Here is a 17,412-nt window from a genome sequence, read left to right as displayed (position 1 = left end):
ACGTTGGCGCGGGTGCCCACCTTCGAGGAGATCACCCGACCCGACGGCTCCGACCCGTCCGAGGACCCCTGGGTGAACGGTCCCCCACCGCCGGAGACGGTCGCGATCGTCGCCTACACGCCCGAGTGGCCGCGCCGCTTCCAGGCCGCGGCGGCGGAGATCCGCGCCGCGCTCGGCCGGGTGGTGCTCGGCATCGACCACGTCGGGTCGACGTCGGTGGAGGGACTGGCCGCCAAGGACGTCCTCGACATCGACCTGACGGTGGCCGACCCCCGCCAGGAGGAGCTGTACGTCCCCGCGCTCGTGCGGATCGGCTACGTCCACACGGTCCGGGAGCCGTCCTGGTACGAGCACCGGCTCCTGAGGCTGGCCGAACCCAGGGTGAACCTGCACGTGTTCGGGCCGGACTGCCCGGAGCTGGTCCGGCACCGCATGTTCCGCGATTGGCTGCGCGCCCACCCCGAGGACCGCGCGCTGTACGAGGACGCGAAACAGGCGGCGGTTCCGGGGGGCGGCAACGTCATGGACTACAACGCGCGCAAGGAGGAGACCATCCAGGCGATCTACGACCGGCTCTTCCGCGCCGCGGGGATGCTGTAGGAACCGGGGACGCGCCGCTGCCCCCGAGTGGGGGGCTCGGGGGCAGCGGTGGTGGGAGTCCGCTCACGGCAGGGCGAGGGACTCCAGGTGGGGGACGACGGTGTCCACGCCGGGGAGGGCGAGCATCTCGCGTTGGGCCCTGCGGACCTCCGCGGTGATGGCCGGGTCGGAGAGGACCTGGCGGCAGGTGTCGCGGACGACGTCGGCGGTCGTCTCCGGGATGACGCGGCCGAGGTTCATCTTCTGGAGCAGGTCGGCGTGGAAGGGCTGGTCGCCGAACTGGGGCAGGACGGCCATGGGGGTACCGCCGAACATGGACTCGCGGATGCTGTTGTAACCGCCGTGCGTGACGAAGAGATCGGCGCACTGCAGGAGCAGGGGTTGGGCCATGCGTTCGACGACGTGCACGTTGTCGCCGACCTCGATGCCGTCCATGGACAGGCCGCCGGTGGCCAGCACCGCGTAGCAGTCCAGTTCGGACAGTCCGCCCGCCAGCGCCTGGAGGAGGACCTTCGACGGGTCCTCGTCCTGGGGCGGGCCGAACTGGAAGAACTGGCGCAGCTGCACCAGCACGGTGCCCATGGCGCAGGCCACGAGCGGCTTGTCGGTGGGCAGCCCGGCGATCTCGCGGCTGAGCACCTCGTCGCGGGCGACGATCGGGGACTGGCGGTAGCGGATGGCGTAGGGCACGTCGAAGGCGGCGAACGAGTAGCGCTCGGGCACCGAGTCGAAGCGGCCGAACCGGTACAGCGCGGTCGGGTCGTGGGCGGGTGGCAGGTCCAGTTCGGCGCGGCGCTCGTCGAGCATGTCCACCAACCGGACCGGGTCGACCATGTCACCGGCGCCGGACGGGCCGCAGATGTGGCGCAGGCCGAGCCGCTCGGCCACGAGGGTGGCGGCGATCTCCGCGGAGTCGCGCACGACCAGGTTCGGCTTGAAGTCCAGTGCCAGCGCCATGAGGGCGCGGTAGGTCGGCGTGATGTGCGGGCCACCCGCCATGACCAGCATCTCGTCGAACGCGGTCATCTCCGGCGGCGGCGCCACCGGCAGACCGGTGCGCTTGGCCTCGGCCGCGCGCTGCTCGGCGCCCTCCTTCATCACGGCCATGATCGAGTCGTGCATCTCCGGGAGCACCGGCTCGACCCGCACCCGTTCGTCGGCGTACACCGGCGCCAACGAGGGCGGCAGCGCGACCAGGACGTCGTGCCCGGCGTCGGCGATCGCGCGGATCAGCGGGAGCATGTCCCGCGCGTGGCCCTGGGAGCCGGTGATGCTGCTCAGTACTCGCACGACTGTCGCCCTTCATGTGTGGAAACCGGCGGTCATCGCATCGGGAACTTGACCTGGCCGGAGACGATCGGGTTCACGTAGTTGCTGCTGGAGATCTGCATCCTGCGCATGGCCAGGCCGGTGAGGACCTCCAGCACGGCGCGGCGCGCGTTGAGCGCGGTCGAGTAGCCGGGGTCGATGTTCGGCGCGACCTCGACGACGTCCATGCCGACGACGTTGGTCTCGTGGGCGAGCCTGCGCAGCGCGGGGAACAGCTCCCGCGTGGTCAGGCCGCCCGGTTCCGGGGTGCCGGTGCCGGGGGCGTACGCGGGGTCCAGGACGTCGATGTCCAACGACAGGTAGACGTTCGGGACGTGCGCGACGTCGGCGATGAGCTTGTCGATGACGGCGTCGATGCCGAGTCGTTCGACCTCGGCCATGAAGTGCGACTTCATGCCCTGCCTGCGCATCCAGTTGAACTGCTCGTCGTCCGGGGCGGACGGGCTGCGCAGCCCCATCTGGACGATGTTGGCACCGGGGAACTTCTCGTCCTCGATCAGCCGGTAGATGGGCGTGGTGTGGCTGATCTTGTTCCCGTACACCTCGGCGTGGCAGTCGGGGTGGGCGTCGAAGTGGACGACCGCGACGCTGCCCGCGCCGTGCACGTCGTTGAGCGCGCCCGCGCTGGGCCACAGCAGCGTGTGGTCACCGCCGAGCACGATCGGCACGGCGCCGACCTGCGCGATCTCGGTGATCATCTCGCGGATGGGGGCCATGGAGTTGGCGTTGCTGAACATGTCCACGGGCGCGTCGCCGTAGTCCACGACCTTGAGCTGCTGGAACGGCTTCACCCTCGTGGCGGAGTGCACGAAGTCCTCGTAGTTGTTGAACAGGTAGCGCTCCTCGGTGCGGATCGCCCTCGGTCCGAAGGCGGCACCGCGGTGGCCGACGGACTGGTCGAGCGGAACCCCCATGACCGCGACGTCCACGCCGCCCGCCCTCAGGTCCGCCTGGTCGAGGCAGATCGGCACGTTCATGAACGTGCCGATGCCGGAGTAGGCGGGTTGGGCGAAGTTGCGGCGCAGGTCGATCGGGCCCGGCTCGCGTGGCGGGTTGACGGTCGAGCGGATCCGGTGCGGCCACTTCTCGTCGATCACGAAAGCTCTCCTCAGGTCACTACTTCTCGGGCCGCAGCGCGGTCTTGGGGGTCACGGCCGTCACGCGGAAGTTCTTCGTCGTGCAGTCCAAGCGGTGGAACAGGTTGTCCGCGCCGGTGAACCACAGGTCGGTGACCCCGCCGCGCCGCAGCGCGGAGACCACGTCCGGCCAGTTGATCGGCCGGTCGAACGTGTCGAGCAGCATGGTCCGCATCGCCTCGGCGTCGGTGACCGTCGTGCCGTTCTGGTCGGCGATCACCGGGATCCGCGGCGCCCCGATGTCGTAGCGGGTGAACACCTCCTCCTCGACCTTGCGCCGCAGGGCGGAGAACGCCCTGGCGTGCACCGGTGGGCGCATCGAGTACATCGAGTACCCGCCCGCGTCCCTGATCCGCTGCTTGAAGAAGTCCAGGGAGGACTCGCGCACCGAGACGAAGTAGAAGTCGTGGTCGAGGTAGCCCGAGATCTCGTACCACTCCCCCCGCGCCTCCATCTCCGCGAGGATCTCCTTCGTGCGCTCCTCGGAGGTGCGGACGAAGGACTGGGTGATGACGTCGGAGTACTCCGCGGCGAAGAACTCCTCCTCGCACCTGGCGAGTTCCGCCGTCATCCGCACCACGTCGCCGAAGGGGAGCGAGTCGACGAACGCGGTGGCGGCCTTCTGCCCGAAGCTCGGCCCGACGCACAGGTCCGGGTCGAGCCCCATGGCGTCGACGGCGCGGTCCGCGAGCGCCACCGAGTTGATCAGGAAGGCGATCTGGGTGGCCTCGGAGTACTCGTGGTCAGTGCTGCGGAAGCGCTGCAGCACCGAGTAGCCCAACGCCTCGTCGGCGGCGGCCAGCCGTCGACGGGCGTAGCGGTCGAGGACCATGTACCTGCCGACGTCGGCGAAGTTGCACGGTCCCATACCGGGGAACACGATCGCGGTGAGCCCCTGTCGCACTTCGTTCTCGGACTTCCCGTTCTCTTCTTCCGGGGCGGCGCTCGGCGTGTTCTCCATCGGTGTTCCCCGTCCCGGTCAGACGCTGGCGCCGTCGGGGACCTCGGCCAACGCCAACTGCTCCAGGTGCAGGCGGTCGGGCTTCCCGTTGCGGTTGAGGGGGAAGCTGTCGAGCACGTGCACCCGGTTCGGGCGTTCGTAGACCGGCAGCAGCTCGCTGAGCAGCTCCCGCCAGAAGTGCGGCTCGCGGTCGAGCGAGTCCTCCACGAAGAACACGAGCTGGCAGCCGCGGCGCTCGTCCGGGACGGAGACGACCTTGGCCGAGCAGCCCCTCTCGGCGACCTTGCGCTCGATGATCTCCGGGTAGAGCGTGTAGCCCATCCTGGTCACGGCGAACTTGCGGCCGAAGACGGACAGGTTGCCGTGCGCGTCGAGCTTGCCGAAGTCGCCGGTCTGGAACCACTGCCGGGTGTGCGGGACGAGCGTGCCGTCCTCGGACAGGTAGCCCTCCATCACGTCGGGGGTGTTGACCAGGACCTCGCCGATCTGGTCGACCTCGACCTCGTGGCCCTCGTCGTCGACGACCTTGATCTCCAGGCCCTCCATGGCCACGCCGCAGGCGACCGGGTTCTCGGGCGTCGCGAACGACACGTTGCCCATCTCGGTGCTGCCGTAGCTGTCCAGCAGCGGCAGGCCGAAGCGGTCGACGTAGGCGTTCACCAGCGAGGGGTCCAGGGGCGCGGCACCGCTGCAGAACATCCGCACGGTGTCGACGTTCAGGCCCGCCTCGGGGCGCTTCTGCACGATGTTGAGGAGACTGCGGTAGGTGGAGGGGGTGGCGTCCACGACCGTGACGCCGGTCTGGCCCGCCATCACCAGCGCGCGGTCGAGCCGGCGGTACGGCGCGACGACGAGCGAACAGCGCTCCTGCCACGCGATGAGCACCATGGAAAGCCCGTACTGGTGGGAGAACGGCAGCAGGGGCATGAGGACGTCGCCCTCGCGGTGGCCGACCTGGGCCGCGTTGCGGCGCAGGTTCTCCAGGAACTTGCCGCCGGACTTCACGATGCCCTTGGGCGTGCCGGTGGAGCCGGACGACCACATGACCAGGCCGTCGGGGCGCTCGCACCAGTCGGTGAAGTCGAGCTTGTCCCGCAACGGCTTCCGGTTGGCGGCGGCCACCAGCAGCTCGTAGACGAAGACCTTGCTCTCCTCGGCGTCCAGCGGCGCGTCCTCGTCGACGACGCACATCTTGACGCCCGCCTGGTTCGCGATCCGCCTGGTCTGGTCGGCGCGCTCCTGGCTGTCCACCATGACGATCGACGCGCCCACGTGCATCAGGGCGAGCAGCGTCACGACCCACCCCGCCGAGTTGCCCGCTTTCAGCATCACGCGGCAGCCGTGGCCGATGCCGTTCTCACCCAGCACGTCGGCCACGCGCAGGGCGTTCTGCTCGAACTCGGGATAGGTCTGCACCGAGTCGGTCGAGAAGAGTTTCGCGGTCATCTGCGGCACTCCTCCTTCCTCTTGCTCACGGGGGCCGCGGAGGAGCGCGCGGAATCCCGTCCGGGTGGCGCACTGCTCGGCAGCGAGGAGTAATTCGTGAATCCACTGCCCTGCTGGAGAGTCGACTTCCCACTGAAGTCCAACTGGGACAAGGGTATTATTACGATGTTCCGGAGCGAAACCCCTGACCACGCCCCTAGGGGCCCTTACCCCAGCGGGGGCGGATACCCGGTGAGACGTGCGGAGATGAGGTCGGTCACCTCGTCTTGATGGGTGCTCAGGTAGAAGTGGCCACCGGGGTACACCTGGAGGTCGAAGGCGCCGGTCGTGTGCTCCGACCAGGCCCGTGCCTCCTCTATGGTCGCCTTGGGGTCGCTGTCGCCGACCAGGACGGTCACCGGGCAGGACACCCTGGCGCCCGGCTCGCACCGGTAGGTCTCCACGGCCTTGTAGTCGGCGCGGATGACCGGGATGACCAGCCTGAGCAGGTCCTCGTTGCCCAGCAGGCGGGAATCGGTGCCGCTGAGCAGCTGGAGCTCGGCGACGATCCCGTCGTCGTCGCGCAGGTGCACCTGGTCGTCGCGGTAGCGCGACGGGGCGCGGCGGCCGGACGCGAACAGGGCGACGGGGGCGGTTCCGCGCCGTTCCAGCCCGCGGGCCACCTCGAAGGCCAGCGTGGCCCCCATGCTGTGGCCGAACAGGGCGAGGGGCTTGTCCCCCACCCACGGTTCCAACGCCGAGACGATCCGGTCGGCCAGCACGTCGACCGTGTCGACGCACGGTTCCGATCGGCGGTCCTGCCTACCGGGGTACTGCACCGCCAGCACTTCCACTCCGGGCCTCAAGGATTCCGACACCGGGTAGTAGAAGCTCGCCGAACCCCCCGCGTGCGGGAGGCAGACCAATCGGACCTCGCTGTCCGGATCGGGGTGGAAACGGCGGATCCACAATGCGGTGTCGACGATTGCTCGTGCCATGGCGGTTGCTTTTTCCTCTCACGACTTCACGGCCTGACCAGGGGCGCACAACCTCCACGCGCGTCGGGTAACGGGTATTCCACCGGGTGCATGAAAAGATGGTGCGGGACGCAGGCGGCGTCCCGCACCCCCTGTTCACCCCTGTTCGGGGAAGTTCTCCACCAGCCACCCGTGCACGGCCTCGGCAGTCGTGCCCGCGTGCTCCCGCATCATCGAGAAGTGGGTGCCAGGAGCGTCGAGCACGGCGTGCTCGAAGTCCCATGTGGACCGCCACTCTGCGGCGGGATCCGTGCCCGGCAACGGTTCCGACGCGCGGACGAGCAGGGTGGGGGTGCTGATGGGGGTGGGCTGCCAGCCCGCGTGGACGCGGCAGTAGGCGCCCATGGCGGTGAGCCGCTGGTCGTCCACCAGCGCGTCGTCCTCGGCGTCCTGAGTGGACCCGGCGCCGCCGACGACCTCGGGGTGCACGCGGGACAGGGCTTCCCGGTCGTGGCGGAAGATGTCCATGAGCACCAAGGCCGCGGCGGGGGTGCCGAGACCCTCCAGGTGCGCTGCGACGCCGTGGGCGAGCGTGCCGCCCGAGGAGTGGCCGACCAGCACGAACGGCTTGCCCTCCGCGTGGTCGAGCACCGCCTGCGCCTGGGCCCGCACGATGGCGTCGACCGACGCCGGCACCAGCTCGCCGCGCAGGAAGCCCGGCGTGGACACAACGGACACGTCGCGCTCGTCGCGCAGGGACGCCGCGAACCGGGCGTAGACCTGGGCACCGGAGTTGGCCAGGATCGGCGGGAAGCAGATCAGGCCGGGGCCCGCGTCGCCCTTGGCGAGCCGGACGGTGTGCAGCGGCTCGGGCAGGTCCTCGGGACCGGTGAACGACGGCCGGAACTCCGAGACCGCCATCAGCAGCCCCATGAAGTCCTCGCCGCGGCCGGACGCGCCCGCCTGCTTGGACATCAGGCCCAGCGTGCCCGCCGGGGCCGCGCCGGCCACCTGGTCGGCGGGGACGTCGACCTCGCGGCCGAGGTGCTCGGCGACCAGCGCCGGGGTCGGGTGGTCGAACAGCAGCGTCGGCGGCAGCCGCAGGCCGGTGACCGCGTTCAGCACGTTGCGCAGCTCCACGGAGGTGAGCGAGTCGAAGCCCAGCTCCACGAACTGCCGGTCCGGCTCGACCTTCCTGGCGCCGTAGCCCAGCACCGCGGCGGTGTGCGCCAGGACCGCGTCCAGCAACGCCTTGGCCCTGTCCTGCGTGGAGAGACCACGCAGATCCAGCCGGACGTCGGCCGCCGCCGCGCGCCGGGTCGTGGTGCGGGCGAAACCGCGCAGCAGCGCCGGCAGCTCCGGTCCGGCACCGCGCAGTCCGGCGGTGTCGAGCCTCATCGGCACGGCGACCGCGTGCGGGCCGCGGGCGGCGCGGTCGAACAGCGCCAGGCCTTCGGCGACACCCAGTGCGGCCACGCCGGACCGCTTCAGGCGGTCCTGGTCGGCGGTCATGCCGCCGAGGTCGTCCCACAGGCCCCAGGCCAGCGACAGACCGGCCAGCCCGCGCGCCCTGCGCTGCTGCGCCACGGCGTCGAGGTAGGCGTTGGCCGCGGCGTAGTTGCCCTGGCCGGGCGTGCCGAACGTGCCCGCGGCCGAGGAGAACACCACGAACGCGTCCAGGTCACCGGCCAGCTCGTGCAGGTTCGCGACCGCGTCCACCTTGGGGCGCAGCACCCGGTCGACCTGCTCGGCGGTCATGGAGCCGATCGTCGAGTCGTCCAGCACACCGGCGGTGTGCACCACGACCTTGACCGGGTGCGCGGCCAGCAGATCGGCCACGGCGGCGCGGTCGGCGACGTCGCAGGCCGCGAACTCCACCTTCGCGCCGAGCCCGACGAGCTCGGCGTGCAGCTCCGCGGCACCGGGGGCGTCAGCACCGCGCCTGCTGGCCAGCAGCAGGTCGGTGACACCGTGCTCGGTGACGAGGTGGCGGGCGAACAGCGACCCGAGGCCGCCGGACGCGCCGGTCACCAGGACCTTGCCGTCCGTTTTGAAGATCGGCTCGCCGTCCACATCGGACACCGTGCGGGTCAGTCTCGGCGCGAACACCGCTCCGTCGCGGACGGCGATCTCCGGCTCGTCCGCGACGATGACGACCTCGGCGCCCTCGGGCAGGTCCACGAGCACGAACCGGCCGGGGTGCTCGGCCTGCGCCGACCGCACCAGGCCGCGCACGGCGGCACCGGCCAGGTCGGGCACGTCGTCGCCGGGCCGGACCGCGACCGCGCCGCGGGTCGCGAACACCACGGTGGCGTCGGACTCGGCGTGCTCGCGAACGGTCGCCAGCGCGGCGTGGACGGCCTCGGAGACCGTGCCGGACACCTCGACCACCACGAACCCGTCGGTGCGCGCGGCCGCCGTAACCGGCACCCACTCGACGTGGAACAGGGAGTCGGTCGCGGCCGGGGCGAGCGCGACCGGGCGCAGCACCAGGGAGTCCACGGACGCGACCGGCGCACCGGTCGCGTCGGCAACCAGCAGCGACACGGTGTCGGTGCCCGCGCCGGACATCCGGACCCGCAGCTCCCCCGCGCCGACCGCGTGCAGCCGGACGCCGCCGAAGGAGAACGGGAGCCGGGTGCCCCCGCCGTCGGAGAGGAAGTCGCCGAACCGGATGGCGTGCAGCGCGGCGTCGAGCAGGGCCGGGTGCAGGCCGAAGGCGGTGGCGTCGGCGTCCAGCGCGACCTCGGCGAACACGTCGTCGCCGTGGCGCCACGCGGACTTGAGGCCCTGGAACACCGGGCCGTACTCCAGGCCCAGCGCGGCGAAGTCGTCGTACAGGCCGTCGACCGCGACCGGCTCGGCACCGGTGGGCGGCCACGCGGCCAGGTCGTCGGGGGCCGTGCCGTCGGACGTGCCGAGGGTGCCGGTCGCGTGCCGGGTCCACGGGCCGTCGGAGGCGGTGCGGGAGAACACGGTCAGCGTGCGCCGACCCGACTCCTCCTCCCCCACCATGACCCGCAGCGCCACGCCGCCGTGCTCGGGGAGCACCAGCGGGGCTTCGAGGGTCAGCTCCTCCAGCAGGTCGCAGTCGGCCTGCGCCCCGGCCTGGATCGCCAGCTCGACGAACGCGGTGCCGGGCAGCAGGACCGTGCCGGACACGGCGTGGTCGGCCAGCCACGGGTGGGTGTCCAGCGCGAGCCTGCCGCTGAACACCAGCGCGCCGGACTCGGGCAGCGAGACCTCCGCGCCGAGCAGCGGGTGGTTGCCTGCCCCGAGGCCGAGGCCGACAGCCGTGCCGTCGTCGGAGCCCGCGGGCGACTCCAGCCAGTAGCGCTCGCGCTGGAACGCGTAGGTGGGCAGGTCGACCGTCTTCGCGCCGGGGAAGAACGCGGTCCAGTCGACCCGCACGCCGCGGGTGTGCAGGGCGGCGACGGCGGTGACCAGCGAGCGGACCTCGTCGCGGTCCTTGCGCAGCGACGGGATGACCGGAACCTCGGCCATCGCGGCCAGCACGCCGTCCGGGCCCAACTCCAGGAACTTGGTCACACCGCGCTGTTCGAGGATCTGAACGGCGTCATGGAAACGGACGGTGTTCCGGACGTGGGCTACCCAGTACTCCGGGTTCGTCACGTCGCCGAGCAGCCCGATCCGGGGCTGGTGGAAGGTCAACGTGCCGACGACCGAACGGAAGTCGTCCAGCATCGGGTCCATCAGCGGCGAGTGGAACGCGTGCGAGACGGCGAGGCGCTTGGACTTCCGGTCGGCGAACTTCTCGACGACCTGCGCGACAGCGGATTCCTCGCCCGCGAGCACGATCGCCTTGGGTCCGTTGATGGCGGCGATGGAGACTTCGGCGGTGAGGTGGGGAGTGACCTCTTCCTCGGTGGCCTGCAACGCGACCATCGCACCACCGGCAGGGAGGGCCTGCATCAGGCGGGCCCGGGCGTTGACCAGCGTGGCGGCGTCTTCGAGTGACAGCACACCGGCCACGTGGGCTGCGGCGATCTCGCCGATGGAGTGGCCTGCCAGGTAGTCGGGCTTCACGCCCCACGACTCGACCAGCCGGTACAACGCCACTTCCAGCGCGAAGATCGCGGGCTGGGTGAACTCGGTGCGGTCCAGCTCCTCCTGCGTGTGCCGCACGTCCACCAGCGCGGTCACCTCGTCGAACGCCTTCGCGAACACCGGGTACGCGACGTGCAGCTCACGGCCCATCCCGGCACGCTGACTGCCCTGACCGGTGAACAGGAACGCGAGCTGCCCGGTTGCGGGGGTACCGCCGGCGGGGTTGTCCAGGGCGGTCAGGAGTTCGTCGTGGTCGGCCGCGACCAGTGCGGTGCGGTGGTCGAGCAGCGTGCGGCTGGTGGCGAGTGAGAACGCCACGTCGATCGGCCGTACGTCGGGGTTCGCGGCCAGGTGGGCCTTGAGCTTCGCGGCCTGGCCGCGCAGCGCCTCCGGGGTCTTGCCGGACAGCAGCCACGGCAGCGTCGACCACCCGCCGGGCTCGTCGGTCACCTCGGGCTCGTCGGCTTGCTCCAGCACGACGTGCGCGTTGGTGCCGCTGATGCCGAAGGACGACACCGCGGAGCGGCGCACCCGGCCGTGGTCGGGCCACGGGGTGGGATCGGTGACCAGCTCGACCGAGCCGGACGTCCAGTCGACGTGCGGTGATGGCGCGTCGACGTGCAGCGTCTTCGGCATCACGCCGTGCCTCATGGCCATGACCATCTTGATCACGCCGGCGACACCGGCGGCGGCCTGGGTGTGGCCGAGGTTCGACTTCACCGCGCCCAGCAGGACCGGCGTCGACCGGTTCTGGCCGTAGGTCTCCAGCAGGGCCTGCGCCTCGATGGGGTCGCCGAGCTTGGTGCCGGTGCCGTGCGCCTCGACCGCGTCCACGTCCGAAGTGGACAGACCGGAGTTGGCCAGCGCCTGCCGGATGACGCGTTGCTGCGACGGGCCGTTCGGGGCGGTGAGGCCGTTCGAGGCACCGTCCTGGTTCACCGCCGTGCCGCGCAGGATCGCGAGCACCGGGTGGCCGTTGGCGCGGGCGTCGGCCAGCCGCTCGATCACCAGCATGCCCGCGCCCTCACCCCAGCTCGACCCGTCGGCGCCGGCGGCGAAGGGCTTGCAGCGCGAGTCGGGGGCCATCGCGCCCTGGGTGCTGAACTCGACGAACGTGCCGGGGGTCGCCATCACCGTGACACCACCGGCCAGCGCCAGCGAGCACTCGCCGGACTTCAGCGCCTGCACGGCGAGGTGCAGTGCCACCAACGAGGACGAGCACGCCGTGTCGACCGTGACCGCCGGGCCCTCCAGACCGAGGGTGTAGGCGATGCGGCCGGACGCGACGCTGCCCGCGGTGCCGGTGCCGAAGTAGCCGCCGACCTCCTCGGGGATCGCGGTCAGCCGGGTGCCGTAGTCGTGGTACATCATCCCGGCGAACACGCCGGTCTGGCTGCCCCGCAACGAGGTCGGGTCGATGCCCGCCCGTTCGACGGCCTCCCAGGAGGTTTCCAGCAGCAGTCGCTGCTGCGGGTCCATGGCGAGGGCTTCGCGCGGGTTGATGCCGAAGAACGCCGGGTCGAACTCGCTGGCGTCGTAGAGGAAACCACCTTCGGCGGCGTTGCTGGCCTGCGTGAGGTAGTCGATGTTCCAGCCCCGGTCGGTCGGGAAGCCCCCGATGGCGTCCCGGCCTTCCGCCAGGAGGTCCCACAGGTCATCCGGGCTCGTGACGCCTCCGGGGAAGCGGCAGCTCATGGCGACGATGGCGATGCGGTCGTCGCTGTCGGAACCGGCGGCGCGGACCGCGTTCACGGCCGCGCTCCCGCCGACGAGCTTGCCGCGCAGGTACTCGGCGAGGACGTCGGTGGTCGGGTAGTCGAAGACGAGCGTGGCGGGCAGCTTGAGGCCGGTGGCGGCGTTGACCCGGTTCCGCAACTCGACCGCGGTCAGCGAGTCGAACCCCAGCTCCCGGAACGCCTTCGAGGTGTCCACGGTGTCGGTGGACGAGAAGCCGAGCACCGCGGTCACGTGGGTGCGGACCAGGTCGAGCAGCACCTTGAGCTGCTCGGGCACCGGCAGCGCGCCGAGCTTCTGCGCCAGCCCCGAAGCGGCGGCCTGGTCGGCGGCGGACGCGGTGCGCCTGCCGGCCGCGCGGGTGAACCCGCGCAGCAGCGGCGGGACCGCGGCACCGGCGCCGCGCAGGGCCGCGGTGTCCAGGTGCATCGCGACGAGCACCGGCTCCGTTGACGCCAGCGTGGCGTCGAACAGCGCGAGGCCCTCGTCCGAGGTGAGACCGCCGATGCCGCCGGACACCCGGCCGCGGTCGGTGTCGGCCATCTCGCCGGTCATGTCGCTCGCCTGCTCCCACAGGCCCCAGGCCAGCGAGAGCGCGGGCTTGCCCTGGGCGCGGCGGTGGCGGGCGAAGGCGTCGACGAACGCGTTGGCTGCGGCGTAGTTGGCCTGGCCCGCGTTGCCGAACGTCCCCGCCGCCGACGAGAAGAGGATGAAGTTGTCGACGTCCCCGGCCAGCTCGTCCAGGTTGAGGACGGCGTCGACCTTGGGCCGCAGCACGGTGTCCAGCCGGTCGGGCGTGAGCGACGACAGCACGCCGTCGTCCAGCACACCGGCGGTGTGCACGACGGAGGTCACCGGGTGCTCGGCCAACAGCGCGGCCAGGGCGTCGCGGTCGGCCGCGTCGCACGCCGCGACGACCACCGTGGCACCGAACGCGGTCAGCTCGGCGCGCAGCTCGGCGGCACCAGGGGCGTCGATTCCCCGCCTGCTCGTCAGCACCAGGTCGCGGACGCCGTGCTCGGTCACCAGGTGCCGGGCCAGCAGCGCGCCCAGCACCCCGGTGGCTCCGGTGAGCAGGACCCGGCCGTCAGCGCGGAACGCGTGCTCGTCCACAGTGGACACAGCCGCACGGGTCAGGCGCGGAACGCGCACGACACCGTCGCGCAGCTCCAGTTCCGGCTCACCGGAATCGACGGCGGCGGTCAGCATCCGCGTGGACGCCCCGGTCCCGTCGGAGTCGACCAGGACGAACCGGTCGGGGTTCTCGGTCTGGGCCGAACGGATCAGGCCTCGGACGGCCGCAGCCGCACGGGCGTCGCCGCCGCCGGTGAGGAGGACAAGACGGGATTCACCGGCAAGGCAGTCCTGCGCCTGCGCGAGGACGGAGTGAACGGCTGCGTGAACGGAGCCTGCGTCAGCCTCTGGGAGCGCAAGGGAAACCACATCAACATCGGGCACCTCTTCCAGTGGGGTCTCGACGGCGTCGAGCGGCAGGACCTGCCAGTCGACCCGGAACAGCGACCGGCCCGTGGTGGGTCCGGCGGTGGCTTGCCGGGAAACGGGGCGCAGCACCAGTTCCTCGACGGAGGCGACGGGCCGACCTGTCTCGTCGGCGACAGCGATCGACACCGAACCGGCGCCGACCGGGGAGATCCGGACCCGCAGCGCGGTCGCGCCCGAGGCGTCGAGCCGCGTGCCGGTCCAGGTGAAGGGCAGCCACGGCGTGTCGGTGACCTCGATGAACGAGCCGAGGCCGACGGCGTGCAGGGCCGCGTCGAGCAGGGCGGGGTGCAGGCCGAAGCCCGCCACCTTCGCACCTTCGGGCAGTGCGACCTCGGCGAACACGTCGTCGCCGGAGCGCCACGCGGCACGCAGGCCGCGGAAGGTCGGGCCGTAGCCGAGGCCGATGGCGGCGAGCCCGTCGTACAGCCCGCTGGTGTCGACCGCCTCTGCGCCGGGCGGCGGCCACGTGGTGAGGTCGGCGGACACCGCTCCCCCGTCGGCCGCCATCGTGCCGGTGGCGTGCCGGGTCCACGGCTCGTCGTCGTCCGCGAACTCGATCCGGGAGTAGACCGCGACCCCGCGCAGGCCGGTCTCGTCCGGGGCTTCCAGGACGACCCGCACCACGACGGCGGTGGTGTCACCCAGCACGAGCGGGGCTTCCAGCGTCAGCTCGTCCACGACACCGCAGCCGACCTGGTCGCCCGCGCGGATCGCCAATTCGACGAACGCCGTGCCGGGCAGCAGGACCGCGTCGGACACGCGGTGGTCGGTCAGCCACGGGTGGGTGCGCTGGGACAGCCTGCCGGTGAACAGGTAACCGGCCGAGTCGGGCAGCGCGACCGCCGCGCCGAGCAGCGCGTGGTCGGTGACGGTGAGACCGGCCGATGTCACGTCACCGTAGCCGGAACCGGTGGTGTCGAGCCAGAAGGACTGGCGCTGGAACGGGTAGGTGGGCAGTTCGACCGCGCGGGCGCCGGTCCCGGCGAACACGGCGTCCCAGTCCAGGGCGAGACCGCGGACGTGGGCCTGCGCCAACGAGGTGAGCAGCCGGGTCGGGCCGCCTTCGCCGCGGCGCAGCGAGCCGATGACGACGGCCTCGGTGCCCATGTCGTCGACGATGTCCTGCACGCCCATGGCCAGCACCGGGTGCGGGCTCATCTCCAGGAAGAACCGGTGGCCGCGCTCGACCAGCGCGCGCACGCCCAGTTCGAACTCGGCGGTCTGGCGCAGGTTCGTGTACCAGTAGTCGGGGCCCAGCTCGGTGCCGTCTACCGGCTTGCCGGTGACGGTGGAGTAGAACGGGATCTCGCCCGCCATCGGGGTGACCGGCGCGAGCAGTTCGGCCAGCCGGTCGCGGATGATCTCGACGTGCGCGGAGTGCGAGGCGTAGTCCACGGCGATCCGCTTGGCGCGCACGCCGTCGGCCTCGCAGGTGGCGACCAGCTCGTCGAGCGCGTCGTTGTCGCCGGAGACGACGGTGGCGCGCGGGCCGTTGACGGTCGCGACGGAGAGCTTGCCCTCCCAGCGGGTCAGCAGCTCGCGGGCCTTCGCGGACGGCAGCGCGACGGACACCATCCCGCCGAGGCCGGACAGGGCGCCGAGCGCCTGGCTGCGCAGCGCCACGACGCGGGCGGCGTCGTCGAGCGACAGCGCGCCCGCGACGCACGCGGCGGCGATCTCGCCCTGCGAACTGCCGACGACGGCGGCGGGCGTGACGCCGTAGGAGCGCCAGACCTGGGCCAGGGACACCATCACGGCCCACAGAGCCGGTTGGACGACATCCACCCGGTCGAAGCCGGGAGCGCCGTCGACCTCGCGGAGCACGTCGATGAGCGACCAGTCCACATAGGACGACAGGGCCCGCTCGCACTCCGCCATGCGGGTGCGGAAGACCTCGTTGTCGTCCAGCAGCTCCAGGGCCATGCCGACCCACTGCGAGCCCTGGCCGGGGAAGACGAAGGCGACCTTGCCGCGGATATCCGCGATGCCCTCGACCACGTCGGCGCTGACCTCGCCGTCGGCGAGCGCGTCGAGGGCGAAGTCGGCGCGCTCGCGGCCGATCAGCACGGCGCGGTGGGGGAAGCGGGAGCGGGTGGTGGCGAGCGAGTAGCCGAGGTCGGCGACGGACGCGGCCGGGTCGGCGGCGAGGTGGTCTCGGAGTTGGGAGGCCTGGGCTCGTAGCGCGGTCTCCCCACGAGCCGACAGCACCCACGGCAGTACACCGGTGGACACCTTGCCAAGTGCCCCCACGACAAACCGGGAAAGATCAGAACTCCCGAAGCCGCTGTTCGCGGCTTCGGGGGCAGCCTGCTCGATGATCGTGTGCGCGTTGGTGCCGCTGAAGCCGAACGACGACACGGCCGCGCGGCGGGGTTCGCCGGTCTCGGGCCAGGCGCGTTCCTCGGTGAGCAGTTCGACGGCGCCCGCGGACCAGTCGATGTGCGGGGACGGCTCGTCGACGTGCAGCGTCTTCGGCATGACCCCGTGGCGCACGGCCATGACCATCTTGATGATCCCGGCGACGCCGGCGGCGGCCTGCGTGTGGCCGAAGTTCGACTTGATCGAGCCGAGCCGCAACGGCTCCGGGCGGTCCTGCCCGTAGGTGGCCAGCAGGGCTTGCGCCTCGATCGGGTCGCCGAGCTTGGTGCCGGTGCCGTGCGCCTCGACGAGGTCGACCTGGCGGGTGGTCAGGCCCGCGTCGGTCAGCGCCTGCTGGATCACCCGGCGCTGCGACGGGCCGTTGGGAGCGGTGAGGCCGTTCGAGGCCCCGTCCTGGTTGATCGCGGAACCCCTGATGACCGCCAGGACCGGGTGGCCGAGGCGCTGGGCCTCGGACAGCCGCTCGACGAGCAGCATGCCCGCGCCCTCGCCCCAGCCGGTGCCGTCCGCGGCGGCGGCGAACGCCTTGCAGCGGCCGTCGCCCGCGAGGCCCTTCTGGCGGGAGAACTCGATGAACGTGCCGGGCGTCGCCATCACCGTGACACCACCGGCCAGCGCGAGCGTGCACTCGCCCTTGCGCAGGGCCTGGATCGCCCAGTGCAGCGCGACGAGCGAGGAGGAGCACGCGGTGTCGATCGTGACGGCCGGGCCTTCGAGACCGAGGGTGTAGGCGACGCGGCCGGACGCGACGCTGCCCGCGGTGCCGGTGCTGAGGTAGCCGCCGATCTCCTCCGGGATCTCGGTCAGGCCGGTCGAGTAGTCGTGGTACATGACACCGGCGTAGACACCGGTCTTGCTGCCCTTGACCGACACCGGGTCGATGCCCGCGCGTTCGAACGCCTCCCACGACGTCTCCAGCAACAACCGCTGCTGCGGGTCCATCGCCAGCGCCTCGCGGGGCGAGATCCCGAAGAACGCCGGGTCGAACTCGGCGGCGTCGTAGAGGAAACCGCCCTTGGCGACGTAGCTCTGGTTGGTGGCCTCGGGGTCGTCGCCGAACAGGCCCTCGATGTCCCAGCCGCGGTCGGTCGGCAGCGGGGAGATCGCGTCCCGCTGGCCGGTGACCAGGTCCCACAGGTCTTCCGGGCTCTTGACACCGCCGGGGTACCGGCAGCTCATCCCGATGATGGCGATGGGCTCGTGGTCGGCGTCCTCGACTTCCTTCAAGCGCTTGCGGACCGTGCGCAGGTCCGCGGTCGCGCGCTTGAGGTAATCGCGCAGCTTCTCCTCGTTGTCCATC

General features: G+C 71.6%; 7 protein-coding genes. 1 reads left to right on the top strand and 6 read right to left on the bottom strand.

Annotated features, from left to right (window positions below):
- Positions 1-12: 12 nt before the first annotated feature.
- Positions 13-600, top strand: a complete 588-nt coding sequence (locus RM788_RS38780) for a GrpB family protein (protein ID WP_315924557.1) — start codon at positions 13-15, stop codon at positions 598-600.
- Between the two features lie 63 nt (positions 601-663).
- Here RM788_RS38780 and RM788_RS38775 read toward each other — a convergent pair whose 3' ends face one another.
- The 6 genes from RM788_RS38775 to RM788_RS38750 form a co-directional block, all read right to left on the bottom strand.
- A complete protein-coding gene (locus RM788_RS38775; RefSeq protein WP_315924555.1) occupies positions 664-1,890 on the bottom strand; it encodes a glycosyltransferase in 1,227 nt (408 codons plus the stop codon).
- A gap of 32 nt (positions 1,891-1,922) precedes the next feature.
- On the bottom strand, positions 1,923-3,026 hold the full coding sequence (gene speB / locus RM788_RS38770) for an agmatinase (RefSeq protein WP_315924553.1): 1,104 nt from the start codon (positions 3,024-3,026) through the stop codon (positions 1,923-1,925).
- Positions 3,027-3,045: 19 nt separating this feature from the next.
- Positions 3,046-4,026, bottom strand: a complete 981-nt coding sequence (locus RM788_RS38765; RefSeq protein WP_315924551.1) for an ACP S-malonyltransferase — start codon at positions 4,024-4,026, stop codon at positions 3,046-3,048.
- An 18-nt stretch (positions 4,027-4,044) separates the two neighbouring features.
- On the bottom strand, positions 4,045-5,472 hold the full coding sequence (locus RM788_RS38760; protein WP_315924549.1) for a class I adenylate-forming enzyme family protein: 1,428 nt from the start codon (positions 5,470-5,472) through the stop codon (positions 4,045-4,047).
- 206 nt (positions 5,473-5,678) lie between these two features.
- A complete protein-coding gene (locus tag RM788_RS38755; RefSeq protein WP_315924547.1) occupies positions 5,679-6,449 on the bottom strand; it encodes a thioesterase II family protein in 771 nt (256 codons plus the stop codon).
- 135 nt (positions 6,450-6,584) lie between these two features.
- Positions 6,585-17,411 carry an SDR family NAD(P)-dependent oxidoreductase gene (locus RM788_RS38750; RefSeq protein ID WP_315934868.1) on the bottom strand — a complete coding sequence of 3,609 codons (10,827 nt, stop codon included), beginning with the start codon at positions 17,409-17,411 and terminating at the stop codon, positions 6,585-6,587.
- Position 17,412: the final 1 nt, after the last annotated feature.

This window comes from Umezawaea sp. Da 62-37, assembly GCF_032460545.1.
GTDB lineage: Bacteria > Actinomycetota > Actinomycetes > Mycobacteriales > Pseudonocardiaceae > Umezawaea.
The sequence above is the reverse complement of the archived record's forward strand: the minus strand, read 5'-3'. Positions and strand labels throughout refer to the sequence as shown.

What these genes read in the sequence shown, in the direction of transcription:
- RM788_RS38750 (WP_315934868.1), bottom strand. Translation starts at nt 17,411, where the DNA reads ATGGACAACGAGGAGAAGCTGCGCGATTACCTCAAGCGCGCGACCGCG.
- RM788_RS38755 (WP_315924547.1), bottom strand. Translation starts at nt 6,449, where the DNA reads ATGGCACGAGCAATCGTCGACACCGCATTGTGGATCCGCCGTTTCCAC.
- RM788_RS38765 (WP_315924551.1), bottom strand. Translation starts at nt 4,026, where the DNA reads ATGGAGAACACGCCGAGCGCCGCCCCGGAAGAAGAGAACGGGAAGTCC.
- RM788_RS38760 (WP_315924549.1), bottom strand. Translation starts at nt 5,472, where the DNA reads ATGACCGCGAAACTCTTCTCGACCGACTCGGTGCAGACCTATCCCGAG.